This window comes from Streptomyces seoulensis, assembly GCF_022846655.1.
Taxonomy (GTDB): domain Bacteria; phylum Actinomycetota; class Actinomycetes; order Streptomycetales; family Streptomycetaceae; genus Streptomyces.
The window spans coordinates 3,576,629-3,593,952 of sequence record NZ_AP025667.1 but is presented as its reverse complement, the minus strand read 5'-3'; the positions used below and the strand labels follow the sequence as shown (position 1 = coordinate 3,593,952).

Here is a 17,324-nt window from a genome sequence, read left to right as displayed (position 1 = left end):
GCCCGCACCGCCCACCGGCCCCGCCCGGCCGGGCGCCCGACGGGCGAGGCGCCGGTCCGGCCGCCCGCCCCGGCCGGACGAAGGTGCGGGCACGGGACCCCTGGCCGACGATGGGTCACGAGGCCGCGTCCTTGCTGGACGCGGTCGCATCCCGTCGTACGTCGACCGAATCGAGGGAGCGTCGGATGCGAGCGGACGGCCACGCACCCGGACGGCCCGCGCCCGGCGGGCAGGACGCCGACCAGCGCACCACCGAGGAACTCCTGCGAGACGGCGCCCGCGAGATCGCCGACGTCGCCGAGGGCGTCCGCGCCGTCGCCGAACGCACCGCGGACGCCCTGCTCGCCCCACCCCGCAAGCGCTCCGCCCGACACCCCCGCACCGGACTCACCGCCCGCTGGGCACTGCTGCGGGCCCTGACGGACCCGCGCGGCCTGGGCACCCCGGCCGGAGCGGCCCGCAGAAGACTCACCAGGCTCCTCGGCGCCCGCCGGGGCGGTGAACCCCTGGCCGCGCTGATGGCCGTCACCGCGCTGCGGCTGCGCATCGCCGCCGTCCTGACCGGCCACCCCGAACTCGCCCGCGACCCCGGCATGCGCCGGCTCACGGCGGCCCTCGGCACCCAGGGCGACCGGGAGGCGGTACGCGCGCTGCGCACCCTCTTCCAGGACCCCGGCGCCCAGCGCGCCCTGGCCGCGCTCGCCCCCGTACTGGCCGAACTCCTCACCGTGCGGGCCCTGTTGGACGCCGAGCCGCCCGACAGCCCGGAACCGGCGCCGGAACCGGGGCACGACCAGGGCGCCGCCGAGGCCGTCGACCTCCGCGACCGGGAGAAGCAGACCCTCGCCACCGAGGGCTCGCTCCTCGGCTTCCTGCGCAACATCGACATCCTCGCCCCCGAGGGCCGCGTCCTCGTACAGAACGTGCGCGGCCCCGACGGTGTCGTCCGGTACGTCGTCCAGGCACCCGGCACCGACTCCGGCCGCCCCCGCCACGGCTCCCCGCACGATGTCGTCGGCGCCTGGCGCGAGCAGCTCACCGCCGACTCGCCCTACACCCGCGCGCTGCGCCCCGCCATCGAGGACCACGGCATCCCGCGCGGCGCCGAACTCGCCCTGATCGGGCACGGCGAAGGCGGCACCGCACTGCTCAACCTCGCGCGGGACGCCGCGTTCTGCCGCGCCTACCGGCTCACCCACGTCATCGCGGTCGGCTCCCCGGCCCCCGCAGGACGCCCCGCCGACCCCCGCACCTGGATCGGCCACATCACCAACGAGCACGACCTCGTCCCCGCCGCGACCACCGCCGCCCCGCATCCCGAACGGTACGAGGCCCGCTACACCGGACCCACCCGCGCCTTCCCGCGCTCACACCTATTGCGCGAGTACATGGACCATCTGCGCACCGTCGCCCCCGCGGCCCGCGCGCACATCGACGACGCCCTCACGCCGTACCGGGGCCCCGTCGTACGCAGCCAGGCGTACCAGCTCAAGGACCCGGCCCGGCCGCCCGAGGGCCACCCCTTCCTCACCCTCCCCACCGCCTCGGTCCCGACGACCACCGGTCCGGTCGGCGTGCCCGTGCGCTACCAGGACTCCGCCGCCGCCCACCTCTGCTTCCCGGTCGACACCGAGGCGGTGCGGGCCCTGCTGCCCGACGTGCCCTGGATGCGGCCCAGCGGGATCGGCCGGCACACCCTCGCCGTGCTCTCGCTGTACGAGCACCGCTGCTCCACCCTCGGCCCCTACACCGAGATCGCGCTGTCCGTGCCGGTGGACGACCTGTGGCGGCCCCGCCCGGCCGACCTCGCCACCGACCTGCTGCGCCGGGCCGACCTGCGCCGCACCGGCCGCTACGTCCTCTCCTCCGCCGTCACCAGCGAGGAGGCCCGCGTGGCGACACGCGAGATCTGGGGCCAGCCCGCCGTACGCGCCGCCGCCGAGGCCCATCTGACCGGCCCCCGGCTCCGGCTCAGCGCGCCGGGACTCGGCATCGCCGTCCTCGGCCGCCTCGGCCCCGGCGTGCGCTGCCCCGAGCCGGACTGGGCCCTGTACGGCCGACGCGGCGAGAGCACCGTCCGCACCGCCGTCCGCACCTCCGGGCGCCCCCGTCTGCACGCCGGGGCCGGGGTGCGGCTCAGGCTCGACACCGCCGCCGCCGAACCCATGGCCGGGCACCTGCGCAGGCTCGGCATCGACACCGCCCGGCCGCTGTTCGTCGTGGCCTGCCCCCAGTTCATGGTCCACCGTGCCGCGGGCGCCGTCCTGCCGCGCTGAACATCCTCGACCCACGCGACCGGGAGCCGTCATGGTGAGCCACTCCACCCCCACCCAGTCGATCCCGGCCGAACTCCTCGACCGGATAGCGCTGTTGCGCACCGACGCCGATCTGATGGACGACTACGCCCGACGCCTGTTCGTCACCGCCGCATCCCTGAACGGCCGGGTCGCGGCCCCTGAGTGGAGCAGACCCACGCTCGCCCGCCAGGCGGCCGCCTGCCGTACGACCGCCCGCCAACTGCGCGCCGCGGCAGAGGCGTTGCTGAGTCAGACCGGGACCGGCCCGCGGCGGCCCCGCCGTCGCCCGGCTGCGTCCGCCGTGCTCCCGGCCACCGCCCGGAAGTAAGCCGCGCCCGGCGGCTGGCCGAGGACGTTCGGGCATCCGGGTGGTAGCCGGTGCCGTCCTGGGCCGAACGGGTCGTGGCGGCCCGGCAGCCGCCCCGGAGGTCCGGATAATCACCGCTCATGCAGCTCGTGAACGCAGGTCAAGCGACCCGGCGCGCCCCCGTGGCCGTCACCGGACTGGGACTGGTCACACCGGCCGGCGTCGGACAGCACGCGGCCTGGGACGGCCTGTGCGCCGGAACCTCCACGGCCACCGCCGACCCCGGACTCGACGGGCTGCCCGTGGCGTTCTCCTGCCAGGTGCCCGACCTGGACACGCGCCGGCTGCTCGGCCACCGGCTCAGCCGCCGCCTGGACCGCTTCACCACCTTCGCCCTGCTCGCCGCGCGTGAGGCCGTCGCCGACGCCGGACTCACCCCGGACGACTGGGACGGAGCGCGCATCGGCATCGTGATGGGCGTCGGCACCGGCTCGATGCAGGGCTGGCAGGCCGAGTTCGACCGGCTCGCCGCCCGCGTCCCCGACCGCGTCTCCCCGCTCGCCCTGCCGCGCAGCGTGCCCAACATGGCCGCCGCCGAGATCGCCCTCGACCTCGGCGCCACCGGCCCCAACCTCGTCGTCTCCACCGCCTGCGCCTCCGGGACCAGCGCCATCGGCCTCGCCCGTGACCTGCTGCTCGCAGGCGCCTGCGACCTCGTCCTGGCCGGGGGCAGCGAGTCGGCCCGGCTGCCGATGACCGCGGCCTGCTTCGCCCAGATGCGCGCCCTGTCCCGCCGGGCCGACGCCCCGCACGAGGCATCCCGCCCCTTCGACCGCGACCGCGACGGCTTCGTCCTCGGCGAGGGGGCCGCCGTCCTCGTCCTGGAGCGCACCGCCGACGCCCGCGCGCGCACGGCCCGCCCGGCCGCCCTGGTCGCCGGGTACGGCGCCTCCTGCGACGCCCACCACTTCACGTCCCCCCACCCCGACGGCGACGGCGCCGCCCGCGCCATCCGCAGCGCCCTTGCCGACGCCGGGCTCGCCCCTGAGGACGTCGACCACGTCAACGCCCACGGCACCTCCACCCCGCAGGGCGACCTCGCCGAGCACAACGCCCTCCACCAGGTCTTCCACCGCCCGCCGCCGGTGACCGCCGTCAAGGGCACCATCGGCCACGCCATCGGCGGCGCGGGCGCCATCGAGGCCGCCTGCACCGTCCTCACCCTGCGCCACCAGCTCATCCCGCCCACCGCCAACCTTCACACCCTCGACCCGGCCATCGACCTCGACGTCGTCGCCAAGGTCCCCCGCCCCACGCCGATGCGAGCCGCCATCAGCAGCTCCTTCGGCTTCGGCGGCCAGAACGCCGTACTGGCCCTCACCGCCGCCGAGTAGCCGCCCCCGGCCGGGCCCACCCAGCGCCCGCGCCCAGCCGAAAGGTCCCGCCCGTGCCGGAAGCCCCGGAAGCGCCGCAGATCCCGGACGCCGTACGACCGCTCGGCCGTGCGCGGTCCCGGCCGACCACCGAACAGGTGCTGATCGGCGTGTTCGTCGCCGTGCCCTTCCTCGCGCTCCTCGCCGCCGTCCCGCTGGCCTGGCGCCACGGGCTCAGCCCCACCGACCTCGGGCTCGCGGCCGGGTTCTACCTCGTCAGCGGGCTCGGGATCACGGTCGGTTTCCACCGGCACTTCACGCACGGCTCGTTCAAGGCCCGCCGTCCGCTGCGCGTGGCGCTCGCCGTCGCGGGCAGCCTCGCCGTGCAGGGGCCGGTGCTCACCTGGGTCGCCGACCACCGCAAGCACCACCGCTACTCCGACCGCGACGGCGACCCGCACTCGCCCTGGCGGTACGGCCGCACTCCCCGCGCGCTCGCCAAGGGCATGTTCCACGCCCACCTCGGCTGGCTGTTCGACACCGACCACGCGCCCGTCGGGCAGTACGCGCCCGACCTGGAGCGCGACCCGGCGCTGCGGCTGGTCTCACGGCGCTTCGGGGCCCTGGTCGCGCTCTCGCTGACGCTGCCCGCGCTGCTCGGCCTGCTGCTCACCGGGACCTGGGCGGGCGCGGCGACCGCGTTCTTCTGGGCCGGGCTGGTGCGGATCTGCCTGGTGCACCATGTCACCTGGTCCATCAACTCCATCTGCCACGCGACCGGTTCACATCCGTTCCGTAGCAGGGACCGCTCCGGCAACGTGTGGTGGCTGGCCCCGCTCTCGTTCGGCGAGTCCTGGCACAACCTCCACCACGCCGACCCCACCAGCGCCCGGCACGGCGTCCTCACCGGCCAACTGGACGCCAGCGCCCGGCTGATCCGCTGGTTCGAACGCCTCGGCTGGGCCTACGACGTGCGCTGGCCCGACGCCGGCCGGGTACGGGCCCGACGCCAGGAAGGCCGGGAACCGGGAACGGGAACCACCGCACGGGAATTGCGGTCTTAGGCACCGTCAACGACCGGGATCGACCCGGTCGCGTGGAAAACGGGGAATCGAGAGACATGTCCATCCGCACTCGCACGACTCCGGTGACCGTCGTCGCCCTCGCCGCGGGCCTCGCCCTGGCCGCCGTGACCCCGGCCCTCGCGGGCACGACCTCCGTCGCCGCCCGGCCCGCCGCCGCGACCACCGCCCAGGGCGACCCGCGCAACGTCACCCAGCGGGTCGGCGACTTCTACGGTGCCTACATCGACGCCGTCCACGACCACGAGGACCCGGCGAGCGGCGCCGACGCCAAGGCGCTGCGCGACTTCTACCTCTCCGCCTCCGCCCGGAGGAAGGTCAGCGCCTGGGAGAGGAAGAACCACGCCGACGGCATCCTCTTCGCGCAGAACGTCCCCGTGAAGTGGAAGGTCGCCTACACCGGCTCCGGCATGGGCCACGCCACCAGCCGCGTCACCCTCACCTGGAGCGACGGCGCCCACCCCCAGGTGACCCGGATCGACGTGCAGTCCGACCTGACGACGCGGAAGATCACGGACCTGAAGCCGGCGGAGTGAACCGCGCCCGGCCGGGACCCTGCGGCGGGTCCCGGCCGGGCGGAGGGGTTCAGCGGTTGACCGCCCGCATCCCGGCCTCGTCGTACCGCTCGCCCGACACCTCCGGCAGCTCCGCGTCGATCTGCGCCAGCTCCTCTGGAGTCAGCTCGATGTCGACGGCGGCCGCGTTCTGCTCCAGGTAGGAGCGGCGCTTGGTGCCGGGGATGGGGACGATGTGGTCGCCCTGGGCCAGGACCCAGGCGAGGGCGAGCTGGGCCGGGGTGACGCCCTTCTTCCCGGCGATCTCCTTGACCTTGGCCGCGAGCCGCAGGTTGGCCTGGAGGTGCTGGTCGGTGAAGCGGGGGCTGGAGCGGCGGTAGTCGTTCTCGTCCAGCTCGTCGGGGGAGGAGAAGCGGCCGGCGAGGAAGCCGCGGCCGAGCGGCGAGTAGGCGACGAAGCCGATGCCCAGCTCGCGGCAGGTCGGCAGCACCTCCGCCTCCACGTCCCGCGACCACAGCGAGTACTCGCTCTGCACGGCCGTGATCGGGTGCACGGCGTTGCCCCGGCGCAGCGTCTCCGCGCTCGCCTCGCTCAGCCCGATGTGCCCGATCTTGCCCTCGGCGACCAGCTCGGCCAGCGCGCCCACCGTCTCCTCGATCGGCACGGCAGGGTCGACCCGGTGCTGGTAGTACAGGTCGATGTGATCGGTGCCCAGGCGCTGGAGGGAGCCCTCCACGGAGGAGCGGACATGCTCCGCCGAGCCGTCCTGGCGGCCCACGCTGGACATGTCGCCCGGCACGGCGTCGTCCATCCGGAAGTTGAACTTGGTGGCGAGGACGTAACTGTCACGGTGGCCCCGGATCGCCTCGCCGACCAGGGACTCGTTGGTGAGCGGCCCGTACATCTGGGCCGTGTCGAGGAAGTCGATGCCCAGCTCGCGGGCGCGCCGGATGGTCTCCACGCCCTCGTCCTGGTCGGCCGTCCCGTAGAACGCGGACATTCCCATGCAGCCGAGGCCGATGGCCGATACCCGCAGATCCCGCAGACTGCGCTGTCGCATGTGGTGTTCCAGCCTTTCGCACGCGCTCGATCGTCCTTCCGGACGACTTAGGGCCCCCAGCCGGGGACCGGGCCCCTTCATCCATCTAGCGACGGATCTGGCCGCCCGGCATCCCGTGAGGGACGCCGGGCACCGGAGCGCTCGTGACGCTACGAGCTGGAGCGCGCTCGAAGTCAAGTCACCCGTTCAGGCGTACCGGCAGCTCGAACAGGTCGTTCTGGGTGACCACCGGCTTGTTGCGCAGCTCGGACGCCGGGACCGCCAGGTCCAGGTGCGGGAAGCGGGCGTACAGCGCGGGCAGCGCCACGGCAGCCTCCAGCCGGGACAGCGCGGCGCCGGGGCAGACGTGCGGGCCGTGGCCGAAGGAGATGTGCCGGTTGGTGATCTCCCGCGTGACGTCGAACTCCCCGGCGCTCGGTCCGTGCGCCTCCTCGTCGCGGCCGAGCGCGCCGTACGACACGATCAGCGCGTCACCGGCCGGGATGACCCGGTCGCCCACGGGGACGTCCTCGGTGGCGAAGCGGATCAGCACGTGCGAGGTCGGCGTGGACCAGCGCAGCGTCTCCTCGACCACCGCCGACCAGTCCACCCGGCCGGACAGCACCAGTTCACGCTGGTCCGGGTGGGTGGAGAGGTTGACGACCGCGTTGACGATCAGGGAGATCGTCGTCTCGTGGCCGGCCGCGATCATCAACTGGAGGGTGGCGACGATCTCCTCGTCGGTGAGGTGGTCGCCGTCCGCCGAGGCGAGGATCAGCGCGCTGGTGAGGTCGTCGCCCGGCTCGGCCCGCTTCGCCGCGACGGTCGCCGCCATGATCCCGGCCAGCTCGGTCAGGGTGGCGACGACCTCGGCCGGCGGGGTCTGGGTGGAGAAGAACTTCTCGAACAGCACCTTCAGCCGGGGCAGCGAGGACTCGTCGATGCCCATCAGCTCGGCCACCACGTACATCGGGAGCGGGTAGGCGAAGGCCGCCTTCAGGTCCACCGCCCCGCCGCCGTCGGGCAGCGCGTCCAGCAGGTCCTGGGTGAGCTTCTCGATCCGCTCCCGCATCAGCTCCACCCGGCGCGGGGTGAGCGCCTGCGCGACCAGCGTGCGCATCCGGCGGTGGTCGGCGCCGTCCACGGTGAGCATCGAGCGGCCCGGATTGGCCAGCCCGATCAGCGGCCAGTCCGCCGGTATCTCGCCGCGCCGCCAGGCGCCCCACACGTTGATGTCCTTCACCAGGCGGGGGTCGGTCAGCAGTGCCTTTGCCTCGGCGTGCCGGGTGACGGCCCAGACGGGCACCCCGCCGGGCAGCTCCACGGCCGCGAGCGGTCCGGCCGCGCGCAGGGCCGCGCTCTCGCCGTCCAGATCGGTGACGAAGGGGTCGAGGGCGATACGGGAAGTCCCGGTACCGGTGGTCATCGTGACGTGCCTCCCAGGGCAGGGGTCGAAGTGAACCGCACGGGCAACTCGGTCAGCCCGCGCAGCCAGGGCGAGGGCCGACGGGTGAGGGACCCGGCGGGCACCGCCAGATCGATGTCCGGCAGCCGGTCGAGGACGACCTCGATGCCGGTGCGCGCGATCACCTCGGCGATCTCCTGCGCCGGGAACGGGCAGCGGTGCTCACCGTGCCCGAAGGAGAAGTGCGCGTTGTTGCCGCCGGTCAGCGCGGAGGCGTCGGTACGCACCTGGGGATCGGAGTTGGCACCCTGGAGGCCGAGCAGCAGCAGGTCACCGGCGCGTACGCGGCGGCCGCCGAGGTGGGTGTCGCGCGCCGCCCAGCGGCCCGCGACGTTCTGTGTGGGGCTGTCCTCCCACAGCACCTCGTTCATCGCCTCCGCGACGCTGTTGCGGCCGCCGAACAGGGAGGCGGCGAACCGGTCGTCGGTGAGCATCAGCCGCAGCGAGTTGCCGATCCAGTCGGCGGTCGGCTGGTGACCGGCCGCCATCATCACCATCAGGTCCTGGACGATCTCCTCGTCGGTGAAGCCGCCGTCGTCCGCCAGCATCCGCGAGACCACGTCGTCGGCGGGCTTCTCGGTGCGGTCGGCGACCAGCCGGGCCATGGCGGACGCCAGATGGGACTGGCCGTCCAGTGCCCGTTCCCGGCCGTCGATCATGTCGTTGAGCGCGGTGACCAGCTCCGGGCCCTCGTCGTCCGGGAAGCCGTAGAGGTGCGCGAGGACCCGCACGGGCAGCAGCGCCGAGTACTGGGCGACGAGGTCGGCCTCGCCGGAGAGGCAGACGGTGTCGATCAGCTCGTCCGCGAACCGCTCCGCCTGGCGCCGCAGTTCGAAGGGGTCGACCGACTCCAGCGCGTTGCTGATCATCGCGGCGCGCTGCCGGTGCCGTTCGCCGACCGTGTAGAGGATCGAGGGCTGGCGGTGCCCGATCATCGGCAGCAGCGGCCAGTCGTCGGGGACGTTCTCCCACTGGTTCCACAGCTCGGAGTCACGGCTGAACAGCACCGGATCGCCGGTCACCTGATGCAGCTCGCGGTAGCCCACCACCAGCCAGGCCGGGATGCCGCCGTCCAGCTCCACCGGCACCACGGAGCCGTGGTCGCGCCGCAACTCCCGGTAGAGGCAAGCTGGTTCGGTCTGGAACCGGGGTCCCGCGAGGGGTACGGCCTCGGACATCAGACCAGCTCCCCTCTGGCTCCGGCCGCCTCGGCGTACCGGGTCTGCACATGACGGACCAGGGTGATGAGCACTTCCTTGGCCGACTCGCGGGAGCGGGCGTCGCAGTCGATGAGCGGCACGTCCGGATCGAGGTCCAGGGCCGCGCGCACGTCGTCGCCCGCGCGCACCGGGCCGCCGAAGTCGTTGCAGGCCACGATGAACGGCGTGCCGTGGTGCTCCAGCCGGTCGATGGCGTACCAGGAGTCGTCGATCCGACGGGTGTCCACCAGCACGACCGCGCCGAGCGTGCCGGAGAACAGCCGGTCCCACAGGAACCAGAACCGCTCCTGGCCGGGCGCCCCGAACAGGTACAGCACGTTGTGCGCGTCCAGGGTGATGCGGCCGAAGTCGAAGGCGACGGTGGTGGCCGTCTTGCCGACCACCTGCGCGATGTCGTCCACCGACGCGCCGGCCTGGGTCATCGTCTCCTCGGTGTTGAGGGGACGGATCTCGCTGACCGAGCGGACCAGAGTGGTCTTGCCGACGCCGAAGCCGCCCACGACGACGATCTTCAGACCGTTGTCGGCGGAGGCACCCAACGGGGTGCGCGCGTCAGAGGTTGCGGAGTCCAACGAGCACCTGCTCCAGGATGTCGGGGTCGGTGATGGCGGGGCGGCTCGGATGGCGGGCGCTCACATGGCCGGTGGCCAGGAGGTCGGACAGCAGCACCTTGGTGATGCTGACGGGCAGGCGCAGCTCGGCGGCGATCTCCACCACGGAGGTGGGGAACTCCGTCAGCCGCAGGATGGCCACGTGCTCGGACTGCATGCCGGCGGCCGCCGCCGACTCGGCGACGAGCAGTGTGACCAGGTCCAGCGGGCTGCCGTCGCCGGTCCCGACCCGTCCCCGCGTGATGGTGTAGAGACGGTCGGGAGCGTCGTCTCTGCCCGGACGGCTCATGAGGAGCGAGGCGGAGCGGTGAGGTGCTCGCCGAGTTGCTCCACCAGCTCGCTCATCGTGTGGCCGACGACTCCGGGGTCGGCGTCCTCGCTGGTCACCACGGCCAGGTGGGCGCCCTGGCCCGCCTCGACGATGAAGAGGACACCGCCGTAGAACTCGGCCATCGCCGAGCGGACGCCGCCGCTGCCGTCGCCGAACTCCACGGACGCGCCGTGCGAGAGCGACTGGATGCCCGCGGCGATCGCGGCGAGCTGGTCCGCCTGGTCGACGGACAACTCGGGTGTACGGCACAGCTTGAGGCCGTCACGGGAGAGCACGAGCGCGTGCCGGGCGCCAGGAGTCTTCTCCAGCAGGCCCTCGAGGAGCCAGGTGAGCGTGTCGTCGGCGGTGGTCGGGCCGGTCATGAAGTGGTGTCGCCTTCCAGGTGCGTGTGCGGTTGCGTGGGGGGATGGGGGACAGCGGGGGTGTCGGCGGGGCCGGGCCCGCCGGGGTTCTCGGGCCGGGTGTGCGGCGCCCGGTCCCCGGCCTTCTCCGGCCGCGGGCCGGTGCCGGGTCGGACCGCGTCGCGGAAGCTGCTGAAGCGGGCCGCGCGCACCTTCGCCTGGTCGGGGCCGGGCGCGGGCCGCGCGGTGTCGTCGTGCGAGGCCGACCGGGACCGCTCGGCCTCGGCCAGCGTGCGGCCGCGACGCCGCTTGGGCAGCCCGCCCACCTCGTCGGCGGGCGGAGCGGGGGACTCGTTGACCAGGGCGGCCGGGGCGGCGGGGGCGGCGGAGCTCTCGGGCCCCGGCGCCGGGGTGAGCGGGGCCGCGGGGGCCGGGCTGGTGAGGATCTCCTGCGGTACGAGCATCAGCACACCGGTGCCGCCGCGCGCCGAGGGCCGGAACGACACCTTGAGGCCGTACTTGCGGGCCAGCCTGCCGACCACCGCGAGGCCGAGCCGGGTGCCGGTCAGACCGCCGAGGCCGGACACGTCACCGGTCACCGCGCGCTCGGCACGGCGCAGTTGCACGTCGCCCATCACCAGGCCGCTGTCCTCCACGGAGACGATGACCCCGGCCGGGACCTCCTCCACGTAGACATGGACCTCGGCGGTGGGCGGGGAGAAGTTCGTGGCATTGTCGAGGAGTTCGGCGAGCGCGTGCATCACGCCCTCGGCCGCGTGCCCGGAGACGGCGACCCCGCTGACCGAGTGCACCCGCACCCGCCGGTAGCCGCCGATCCGGCCCATCGCGCCGCGCAGGATGGACTCCATGGCGATGGGCCGCGCCCAGCGCCGTCCCGAACGCGCCCCGGTGAGCACGGCGATGGAGTCCGCCAGCCGCCCGGCCTGCGCGGTGCGGTGGTCCAGGTGCAGCAGGTCGGCGAGGATCTCCTCGTCGCTGTGCCGCTCCTCCATCGCCCGCAGGTCGGCGAGGGTGGCCGTGGCCAACGCCTGCATCCGGCCTGCCGTGTTGGAGGTGGCCGAGACGGCGGCGGCGCGTTCGCGCCGGGCCCGCTCCAGTTCCCCGGACAGCCGCAGCACCTCACCCCGCAGCCGCTCCGTCTCCCGTGCGCCGTCCTTCTCCAGCCGGACCCGCTCGGTGCTGAACTCCTGTCGCTGAGCCGCAAGTTCGTCGATGAGTCGCTGCTGCTCCCGGCGCGTCTCCTCCTCCGCCGAGGTCCGCTGCCGCTCCAGCCGCGCCACGTCGGCCAGCGCGTCCTCGAGCCGGCGCCGGGCACGGCGGGCGGAGTGCCGGGCCCGGGCGGCCACGGCCACCGCGACGCAGAGCACGACCCCCGCCGAACCCCCGGCCCACACCAGCGCGGTGCGCGCCGGGTCGGGGGCGGCCGCCACGACCGCGCCGAGCGCGAGCGCCGACAGAGCGGCGGTCGCGACGAGGGCGACGGCGAGCGTGCGGAGGGCGTGGCGGTCGTCGCCAGGGGGCGTGGGCGCGGTCATCGGTCCGGTCTGGTCCTCGCGGCAATCGGGGGTGGTCGGGAGACGAGAATCACTGGCTTGAGTGAACCGGCGGTCACTATACGAGAGTTGATGATCAAAGTGGAAAGAAAGCAGCGGCCTTCCATGAAGTGGACGTTCAAATCATGGCTTTGGCCGCCAACCGGGCGCTGGTCACGTATGCACCGAAGCCGTAGATCTTGACGACCGGCCCGCCGCCCGCTGGACTGTGAGCGCCCGCCCCGACGGGGTCGTGGCCAGGGGGAGAAGGTGCGAAGGGGGAGCGGCACGTGGCGGGGGATCCGGGGGCGTGGAGCCTCCTCGCGCGCCTGGTCCGGTTCACCGGACGCGCCCTGCGCGGCGAATGGCGCGCCGTCGTCGTGGGCCCGGTGCGGCGGCTCGCGCGCCGGGGACTGTCCGGGCTGGTCCTCGCCTTCGTCGCCGCGTCGGGCGTCGTCCTCTTCCACGACCTAGCCCAGCATCCCCTCGGCGCCACCTGGGTCCGGCGGCTCGGCGGCGTCACCGCCGACCTCCCCCTGTGGCTCTCCCTGCTGCGCACCCCCGTATCGCTCTACGTCCCCGCGCTGGACCTGCCGGTGTGGGCGGGCATCACCCAGTTGTTCCTGGCCTTCGCGCTCGCCGAACTGGTCCTCGGCCGCGCCCGCACCCTGGCCATCGCCTACGTCACCACACTGGCCGGGACCCTCACAGCCCGGCTCATGATCGCCCTCGGCCCCGGTTGGTGGGGGTTCGGCCTGCCCGCCGCATGCGGTTCCGTCCTCGACACCGGCCCCTCGGCCGCCGTCGTGGGTCTGTTCACCTATCTGGCCGTGGTGCGGCGGGCCCCCGTGGTTTTCACCCTGACAGGCGGATCCATGGTGTGGGAGTCCGTCGCGGTGCCCAACCTCGCCGGGCGCGAGCACCTGATCGCCGTGGCCGCCGCGATCACCCTGGGCCTGCTGCGCGGCCGCCGCCCCCGCCTCCCGTACGCCGGGAAGCCCCGGCCCCTGCCGGTACCCGCCCCCGGTGCCCCGCCCGCGCCTTCCGTCCCTGACCCCCGCATCGCGCCCGCACTTCCGACCGACACGGCGCGGACACGTCAATGTGATGGTTTTCGCACTTCGACCGGGGCACGCACCCCCTAGTGTTTCCGCGAAGTACGGGGGCAGTACGTGGCTGACACCATGGTGTTCGTCGCCGGCAGGCTGAAGGGAATCCCAGATGTTCCGCAAGGTGCTGGTAGCCAACCGCGGGGAGATCGCCATCCGCGCTTTCCGGGCGGGCTACGAACTCGGCGCGCGCACGGTGGCCGTCTTCCCCCATGAGGACCGCAACTCGCTGCACCGGCTCAAGGCCGACGAGGCGTACGAGATCGGCGAGCCCGGACACCCCGTCCGCGCCTATCTCTCCGTCGACGAGATCGTGACCGCCGCCCGCCGTGCCGGGGCCGACGCCGTGTACCCCGGCTACGGCTTCCTCTCGGAGAACCCCGAGCTGGCCCGCGCCTGCGAGGAGGCGGGCATCACCTTCGTCGGCCCCAGCGCCGACACCCTCGAACTCACCGGCAACAAGGCCAGCGCTGTCGCCGCCGCCCGCGCGGCCGGGGTGCCCGTGCTCGGCTCCTCCGCGCCCTCCAACGACGTGGACGAACTGGTGCGCGCCGCCGACGAGATCGGCTTCCCCGTCTTCGTGAAGGCGGTCGCGGGCGGCGGCGGCCGGGGCATGCGCCGGGTCGAGGACCCCGCGCAGCTCCGCGAGTCCATCGAAGCCGCCTCCCGCGAGGCCGCGTCCGCCTTCGGCGACCCGACCGTCTTCCTGGAGAAGGCCGTCGTCGACCCCCGTCACATCGAGGTGCAGATCCTCGCCGACGGCGAGGGCGACGTCATCCACCTCTACGAACGCGACTGCTCGCTCCAGCGCCGCCACCAGAAGGTCATCGAGCTCGCCCCCGCGCCCAACCTCGACCCCGCACTGCGGGACCGGATCTGCGCCGACGCCGTCCGCTTCGCCCGCGAGATCGGCTACCGCAACGCCGGCACCGTGGAGTTCCTGCTCGACCGGGACGGCAACCACGTCTTCATCGAGATGAACCCCCGCATCCAGGTCGAGCACACGGTCACCGAGGAAGTAACCGACGTCGACCTCGTCCAGGCCCAGATGCGCATCGCCGCCGGGGAGACCCTCGCCGACCTCGGCCTCGCCCAGGACCGGATCACCCTGCGCGGCGCCGCCCTCCAGTGCCGGATCACCACCGAGGACCCCGCCAACGGCTTCCGCCCGGACACCGGACAGATCAGTGCCTACCGCTCACCCGGCGGCTCCGGCATCCGGCTCGACGGCGGAACCACCCACGCCGGTACCGAGATCAGCGCCCACTTCGACTCCATGCTGGTCAAACTCACCTGCCGGGGAAGGGACTTCCAGGCCGCCGTCGGCCGCGCCCGCCGCGCGGTCGCCGAGTTCCGCATCCGGGGCGTCGCCACCAACATCCCCTTCCTGCAGGCCGTGCTGGACGACCCCGACTTCCGCGCCGGACGCGTCACCACCTCCTTCATCGAGGAGCGCCCGTATCTGCTGACGTCCCGTCACTCGGCCGACCGGGGCACCAAGCTGCTCACCTATCTCGCCGACGTCACCGTGAACAAGCCGCACGGCGAGCGCCCCGAACTCCTCGACCCCGTGACCAAGTTGCCCCCGCTGCCCGCGGGCGAGCCGCCGGCCGGCTCCCGGCAGCGCCTGGTCCACCTCGGCCCCGAGGGATTCGCCCGCGAACTGCGCCAGTCCCGGGCGCTCGGCGTCACCGACACCACCTTCCGCGACGCCCACCAGTCGCTGCTGGCCACCCGCGTGCGCACCAAGGACCTGCTCGCCGTGGCCCCCGTCGTCGCCCGCACGCTGCCCGAGCTGCTGTCCCTGGAGTGCTGGGGCGGCGCCACCTACGACGTGGCGCTGCGCTTCCTCGCCGAGGACCCGTGGGAGCGGCTGGCGGCGCTGCGCGAGGCGGTCCCCAACATCTGTCTGCAGATGCTGCTGCGCGGCCGCAACACCGTCGGCTACACCCCGTACCCCACCGAGGTCACCGACGCCTTCGTGCACGAGGCCGCCGCCACCGGCGTCGACATCTTCCGCATCTTCGACGCGCTCAACGACGTCGACCAGATGCGGCCCGCCATCGACGCCGTACGCGAGACCGGCACCGCGGTCGCCGAGGTCGCCCTCTGCTACACCGCCGACCTCAGCGACCCCGCCGAGCGGCTCTACACGCTCGACTACTACCTGCGGCTGGCCGAGCGGATCGTCGAGGCCGGCGCCCATGTCATCGCCATCAAGGACATGGCGGGCCTGCTGCGCGCCCCGGCCGCCGCCAAGCTGGTGACCGCGCTGCGCAGCGAGTTCGAGCTGCCGGTGCATCTGCACACGCACGACACCGCGGGCGGACAGCTCGCCACATACCTCGCCGCGATCCAGGCGGGCGTCGACGCGGTGGACGGCGCCGTCGCCTCGATGGCCGGGACGACCTCGCAGCCCTCGCTGTCGGCTCTCGTCGCCGCCACCGACCACTCCGAGCGCCCCACCGGCCTGGACCTGCAGGCCGTCGAGGAGCTGGAGCCGTACTGGGAGGGCGTGCGCAAGGTCTACGCCCCCTTCGAGGCGGGCCTCGCCTCCCCGACCGGTCGCGTCTACCACCACGAGATCCCCGGCGGCCAGCTCTCCAACCTGCGCACCCAGGCCGTCGCGCTGGGCCTCGGCGACCGCTTCGAGGAGATCGAGGCGATGTACGCGGCCGCCGACCGCATCCTCGGCCGCCTGGTCAAGGTCACCCCGTCCTCCAAGGTGGTCGGCGACCTCGCCCTGCACCTGGTCGGCGCCGGTGTGTCACCGGACGACTTCGAGGCCGACCCGGACCGCTTCGACATCCCGGACTCGGTGATCGGCTTCCTCCGCGGCGAGCTGGGCACCCCGCCCGGCGGCTGGCCGGAGCCGTTCCGTACCAAGGCGCTGCGCGGACGCGCCGAGGCCAAGCCGGTGCGGGAGCTGTCCGCCGAGGACCGCGAGGGACTCGCCAAGGACCGGCGCCCCACCCTGAACCGGCTGCTGTTCCCCGGCCCGACGGGCGAGTTCGACACCCACCGGCAGGCGTACGGCGACACCAGCGTGCTGGACAGCAAGTCCTTCTTCTACGGACTGCGCCAGGCGAAGGAGTACGCCGTCGACCTGGAGCCGGGTGTGCGGCTGCTGATCGAGTTGCAGGCGGTCGGTGAGGCGGACGAGCGCGGTATGCGCACGGTGATGTCCACCCTCAACGGCCAGCTCCGGCCGATCCAGGTCCGCGACCGCTCGGCCGCCACCGACGTACCGGTGACGGAGAAGGCCGACCGCTCGCAGCCGGGCCATGTGGCGGCGCCGTTCGCCGGAGTGGTGACGCTCGCGGTGGAGGAGGGCGCCGAGGTCGCGGCCGGGGAGACCGTGGCCACCATCGAGGCGATGAAGATGGAGGCGACGATCACCGCGCCGAAGGCGGGCCGGGTGTCCCGGCTTGCGATCAACCGCATCCAGCAGGTGGAGGGCGGAGACCTGCTGGTCGAGCTGGCCTGAGCCGCCGTACGTCCGCTCCGGCCCCCGCGAGTGGGGGCCGGAGCGGACGTACGGGCGGGATCAGTCCCAGAGCGGGTAGACCATGGTCTGCGTGAAGCCCTTCGGGCGCGCGTCGTCGTACGTCACGCTCATCCGGGTGTAGCGCTGCACGGCAGGGTTCTTCTTCCACTCGGCCGGACGGTCGAGGCGCACGGTCACGTGGTACGAGCGGAAGACGCCCTTGGCGCAGTACGGGTCGCAGTCGTTGACCACGTTCACACCCTCGGCCACGGCCGACTCCGAGTCCCACTTGAGCCAGTTGAGCCCGTTCAGCCGGCTGTTGCCGTCACCGCAGGCCAGGAGGAAGTCGGCCGGGCGCACGTCCTTCTTCCACTGGCAGTCGACGAGCACGGGGGCGGTCCGGTCGCGGTGTGGCAGGGGGGCCGTCGGGGGGCTGGCCGACGCCGTCGTCATCGCCGCGGTGAGCAGGGCTCCCGCCGCCAGGGTGACCGTCGTTCCCACCAGTGATCCGCGCATGGTCGCTCCCACCTGTCGTGCTGTGTCCGACCGTGTGCCGACGCTACGACCCTTCGCCCGAATGCACCACTCGCGCAG

At 73.5% G+C, this 17,324-nt stretch carries 15 protein-coding genes; 7 read left to right on the top strand and 8 right to left on the bottom strand.

Features of this window, described 5'->3' with window-relative positions; genetic code table 11:
• Positions 1-185 precede the first annotated feature (185 nt).
• The 5 genes from HEK131_RS16565 (at position 186) to HEK131_RS16545 (ending at position 5,595) form a co-directional block, all read left to right on the top strand.
• Entirely contained in the window at positions 186-2,276 is a 2,091-nt protein-coding gene (locus HEK131_RS16565; protein WP_244335892.1) for an acetoacetate decarboxylase family protein, read from the top strand.
• A gap of 31 nt (positions 2,277-2,307) precedes the next feature.
• Positions 2,308-2,625, top strand: a complete 318-nt coding sequence (locus HEK131_RS16560; RefSeq protein ID WP_244335891.1) for a hypothetical protein — start codon at positions 2,308-2,310, stop codon at positions 2,623-2,625.
• A gap of 128 nt (positions 2,626-2,753) precedes the next feature.
• Positions 2,754-3,998: a beta-ketoacyl-[acyl-carrier-protein] synthase family protein gene (locus HEK131_RS16555; RefSeq protein ID WP_244335890.1), complete on the top strand. Its 1,245-nt coding sequence runs from the start codon at positions 2,754-2,756 to the stop codon at positions 3,996-3,998.
• Between the two features lie 53 nt (positions 3,999-4,051).
• Complete coding sequence (locus tag HEK131_RS16550; RefSeq protein WP_432215642.1) at positions 4,052-5,041, top strand: acyl-CoA desaturase; 990 nt, start codon at positions 4,052-4,054, stop codon at positions 5,039-5,041.
• Between the two features lie 56 nt (positions 5,042-5,097).
• Positions 5,098-5,595: a hypothetical protein gene (locus tag HEK131_RS16545; protein WP_244335889.1), complete on the top strand. Its 498-nt coding sequence runs from the start codon at positions 5,098-5,100 to the stop codon at positions 5,593-5,595.
• 49 nt (positions 5,596-5,644) lie between these two features.
• Here HEK131_RS16545 and HEK131_RS16540 read toward each other — a convergent pair whose 3' ends face one another.
• The 7 genes from HEK131_RS16540 to HEK131_RS16510 form a co-directional block, all read right to left on the bottom strand.
• Positions 5,645-6,634: an aldo/keto reductase gene (locus HEK131_RS16540; RefSeq protein ID WP_244335888.1), complete on the bottom strand. Its 990-nt coding sequence runs from the start codon at positions 6,632-6,634 to the stop codon at positions 5,645-5,647.
• A gap of 178 nt (positions 6,635-6,812) precedes the next feature.
• Positions 6,813-8,039: a cytochrome P450 family protein gene (locus tag HEK131_RS16535; RefSeq protein WP_244335887.1), complete on the bottom strand. Its 1,227-nt coding sequence runs from the start codon at positions 8,037-8,039 to the stop codon at positions 6,813-6,815.
• Positions 8,036-9,256, bottom strand: a complete 1,221-nt coding sequence (locus HEK131_RS16530) for a cytochrome P450 (protein WP_217462229.1) — start codon at positions 9,254-9,256, stop codon at positions 8,036-8,038. The genes HEK131_RS16535 and HEK131_RS16530 overlap by 4 nt, the downstream gene beginning before the upstream one ends.
• Positions 9,256-9,870, bottom strand: a complete 615-nt coding sequence (locus HEK131_RS16525; protein WP_432215641.1) for a GTP-binding protein — start codon at positions 9,868-9,870, stop codon at positions 9,256-9,258. The genes HEK131_RS16530 and HEK131_RS16525 overlap by 1 nt, the downstream gene beginning before the upstream one ends.
• Positions 9,851-10,198 (bottom strand): DUF742 domain-containing protein, encoded by a 348-nt coding sequence (locus HEK131_RS16520; RefSeq protein ID WP_217462228.1) that lies wholly within the window; start codon positions 10,196-10,198, stop codon positions 9,851-9,853. The genes HEK131_RS16525 and HEK131_RS16520 overlap by 20 nt, the downstream gene beginning before the upstream one ends.
• Positions 10,195-10,602 (bottom strand): roadblock/LC7 domain-containing protein, encoded by a 408-nt coding sequence (locus HEK131_RS16515; protein ID WP_161149581.1) that lies wholly within the window; start codon positions 10,600-10,602, stop codon positions 10,195-10,197. The genes HEK131_RS16520 and HEK131_RS16515 overlap by 4 nt, the downstream gene beginning before the upstream one ends.
• Positions 10,599-12,137 carry a sensor histidine kinase gene (locus HEK131_RS16510; RefSeq protein ID WP_244335886.1) on the bottom strand — a complete coding sequence of 513 codons (1,539 nt, stop codon included), beginning with the start codon at positions 12,135-12,137 and terminating at the stop codon, positions 10,599-10,601. Before HEK131_RS16510 ends, HEK131_RS16515 begins: the two co-directional genes overlap by 4 nt.
• Positions 12,138-12,424: 287 nt before the next feature.
• On the opposite strand from HEK131_RS16510, the gene HEK131_RS16505 reads away from it, so the two are divergent.
• Both HEK131_RS16505 and HEK131_RS16500 read left to right on the top strand, forming a co-directional pair.
• On the top strand, positions 12,425-13,279 hold the full coding sequence (locus tag HEK131_RS16505; protein WP_244335885.1) for a hypothetical protein: 855 nt from the start codon (positions 12,425-12,427) through the stop codon (positions 13,277-13,279).
• A 76-nt stretch (positions 13,280-13,355) separates the two neighbouring features.
• A complete protein-coding gene (locus HEK131_RS16500; protein ID WP_244335884.1) occupies positions 13,356-16,730 on the top strand; it encodes a pyruvate carboxylase in 3,375 nt (1,124 codons plus the stop codon).
• 60 nt (positions 16,731-16,790) lie between these two features.
• On the opposite strand, the gene HEK131_RS16495 is transcribed toward HEK131_RS16500, so the two are convergent.
• Positions 16,791-17,246, bottom strand: a complete 456-nt coding sequence (locus HEK131_RS16495) for a hypothetical protein (RefSeq protein ID WP_244335883.1) — start codon at positions 17,244-17,246, stop codon at positions 16,791-16,793.
• Positions 17,247-17,324 lie beyond the last annotated feature (78 nt).

Coding starts and splice junctions, on each gene's coding strand:
- HEK131_RS16565 (WP_244335892.1), top strand. CDS start 186: ATGCGAGCGGACGGCCACGCACCCGGACGGCCCGCGCCCGGCGGGCAG.
- HEK131_RS16560 (WP_244335891.1), top strand. CDS start 2,308: ATGGTGAGCCACTCCACCCCCACCCAGTCGATCCCGGCCGAACTCCTC.
- HEK131_RS16545 (WP_244335889.1), top strand. CDS start 5,098: ATGTCCATCCGCACTCGCACGACTCCGGTGACCGTCGTCGCCCTCGCC.
- HEK131_RS16540 (WP_244335888.1), bottom strand. CDS start 6,634: ATGCGACAGCGCAGTCTGCGGGATCTGCGGGTATCGGCCATCGGCCTC.
- HEK131_RS16535 (WP_244335887.1), bottom strand. CDS start 8,039: ATGACCACCGGTACCGGGACTTCCCGTATCGCCCTCGACCCCTTCGTC.
- HEK131_RS16530 (WP_217462229.1), bottom strand. CDS start 9,256: ATGTCCGAGGCCGTACCCCTCGCGGGACCCCGGTTCCAGACCGAACCA.
- HEK131_RS16520 (WP_217462228.1), bottom strand. CDS start 10,198: ATGAGCCGTCCGGGCAGAGACGACGCTCCCGACCGTCTCTACACCATC.
- HEK131_RS16515 (WP_161149581.1), bottom strand. CDS start 10,602: ATGACCGGCCCGACCACCGCCGACGACACGCTCACCTGGCTCCTCGAG.
- HEK131_RS16510 (WP_244335886.1), bottom strand. CDS start 12,137: ATGACCGCGCCCACGCCCCCTGGCGACGACCGCCACGCCCTCCGCACG.
- HEK131_RS16500 (WP_244335884.1), top strand. CDS start 13,356: ATGTTCCGCAAGGTGCTGGTAGCCAACCGCGGGGAGATCGCCATCCGC.
- HEK131_RS16495 (WP_244335883.1), bottom strand. CDS start 17,246: ATGCGCGGATCACTGGTGGGAACGACGGTCACCCTGGCGGCGGGAGCC.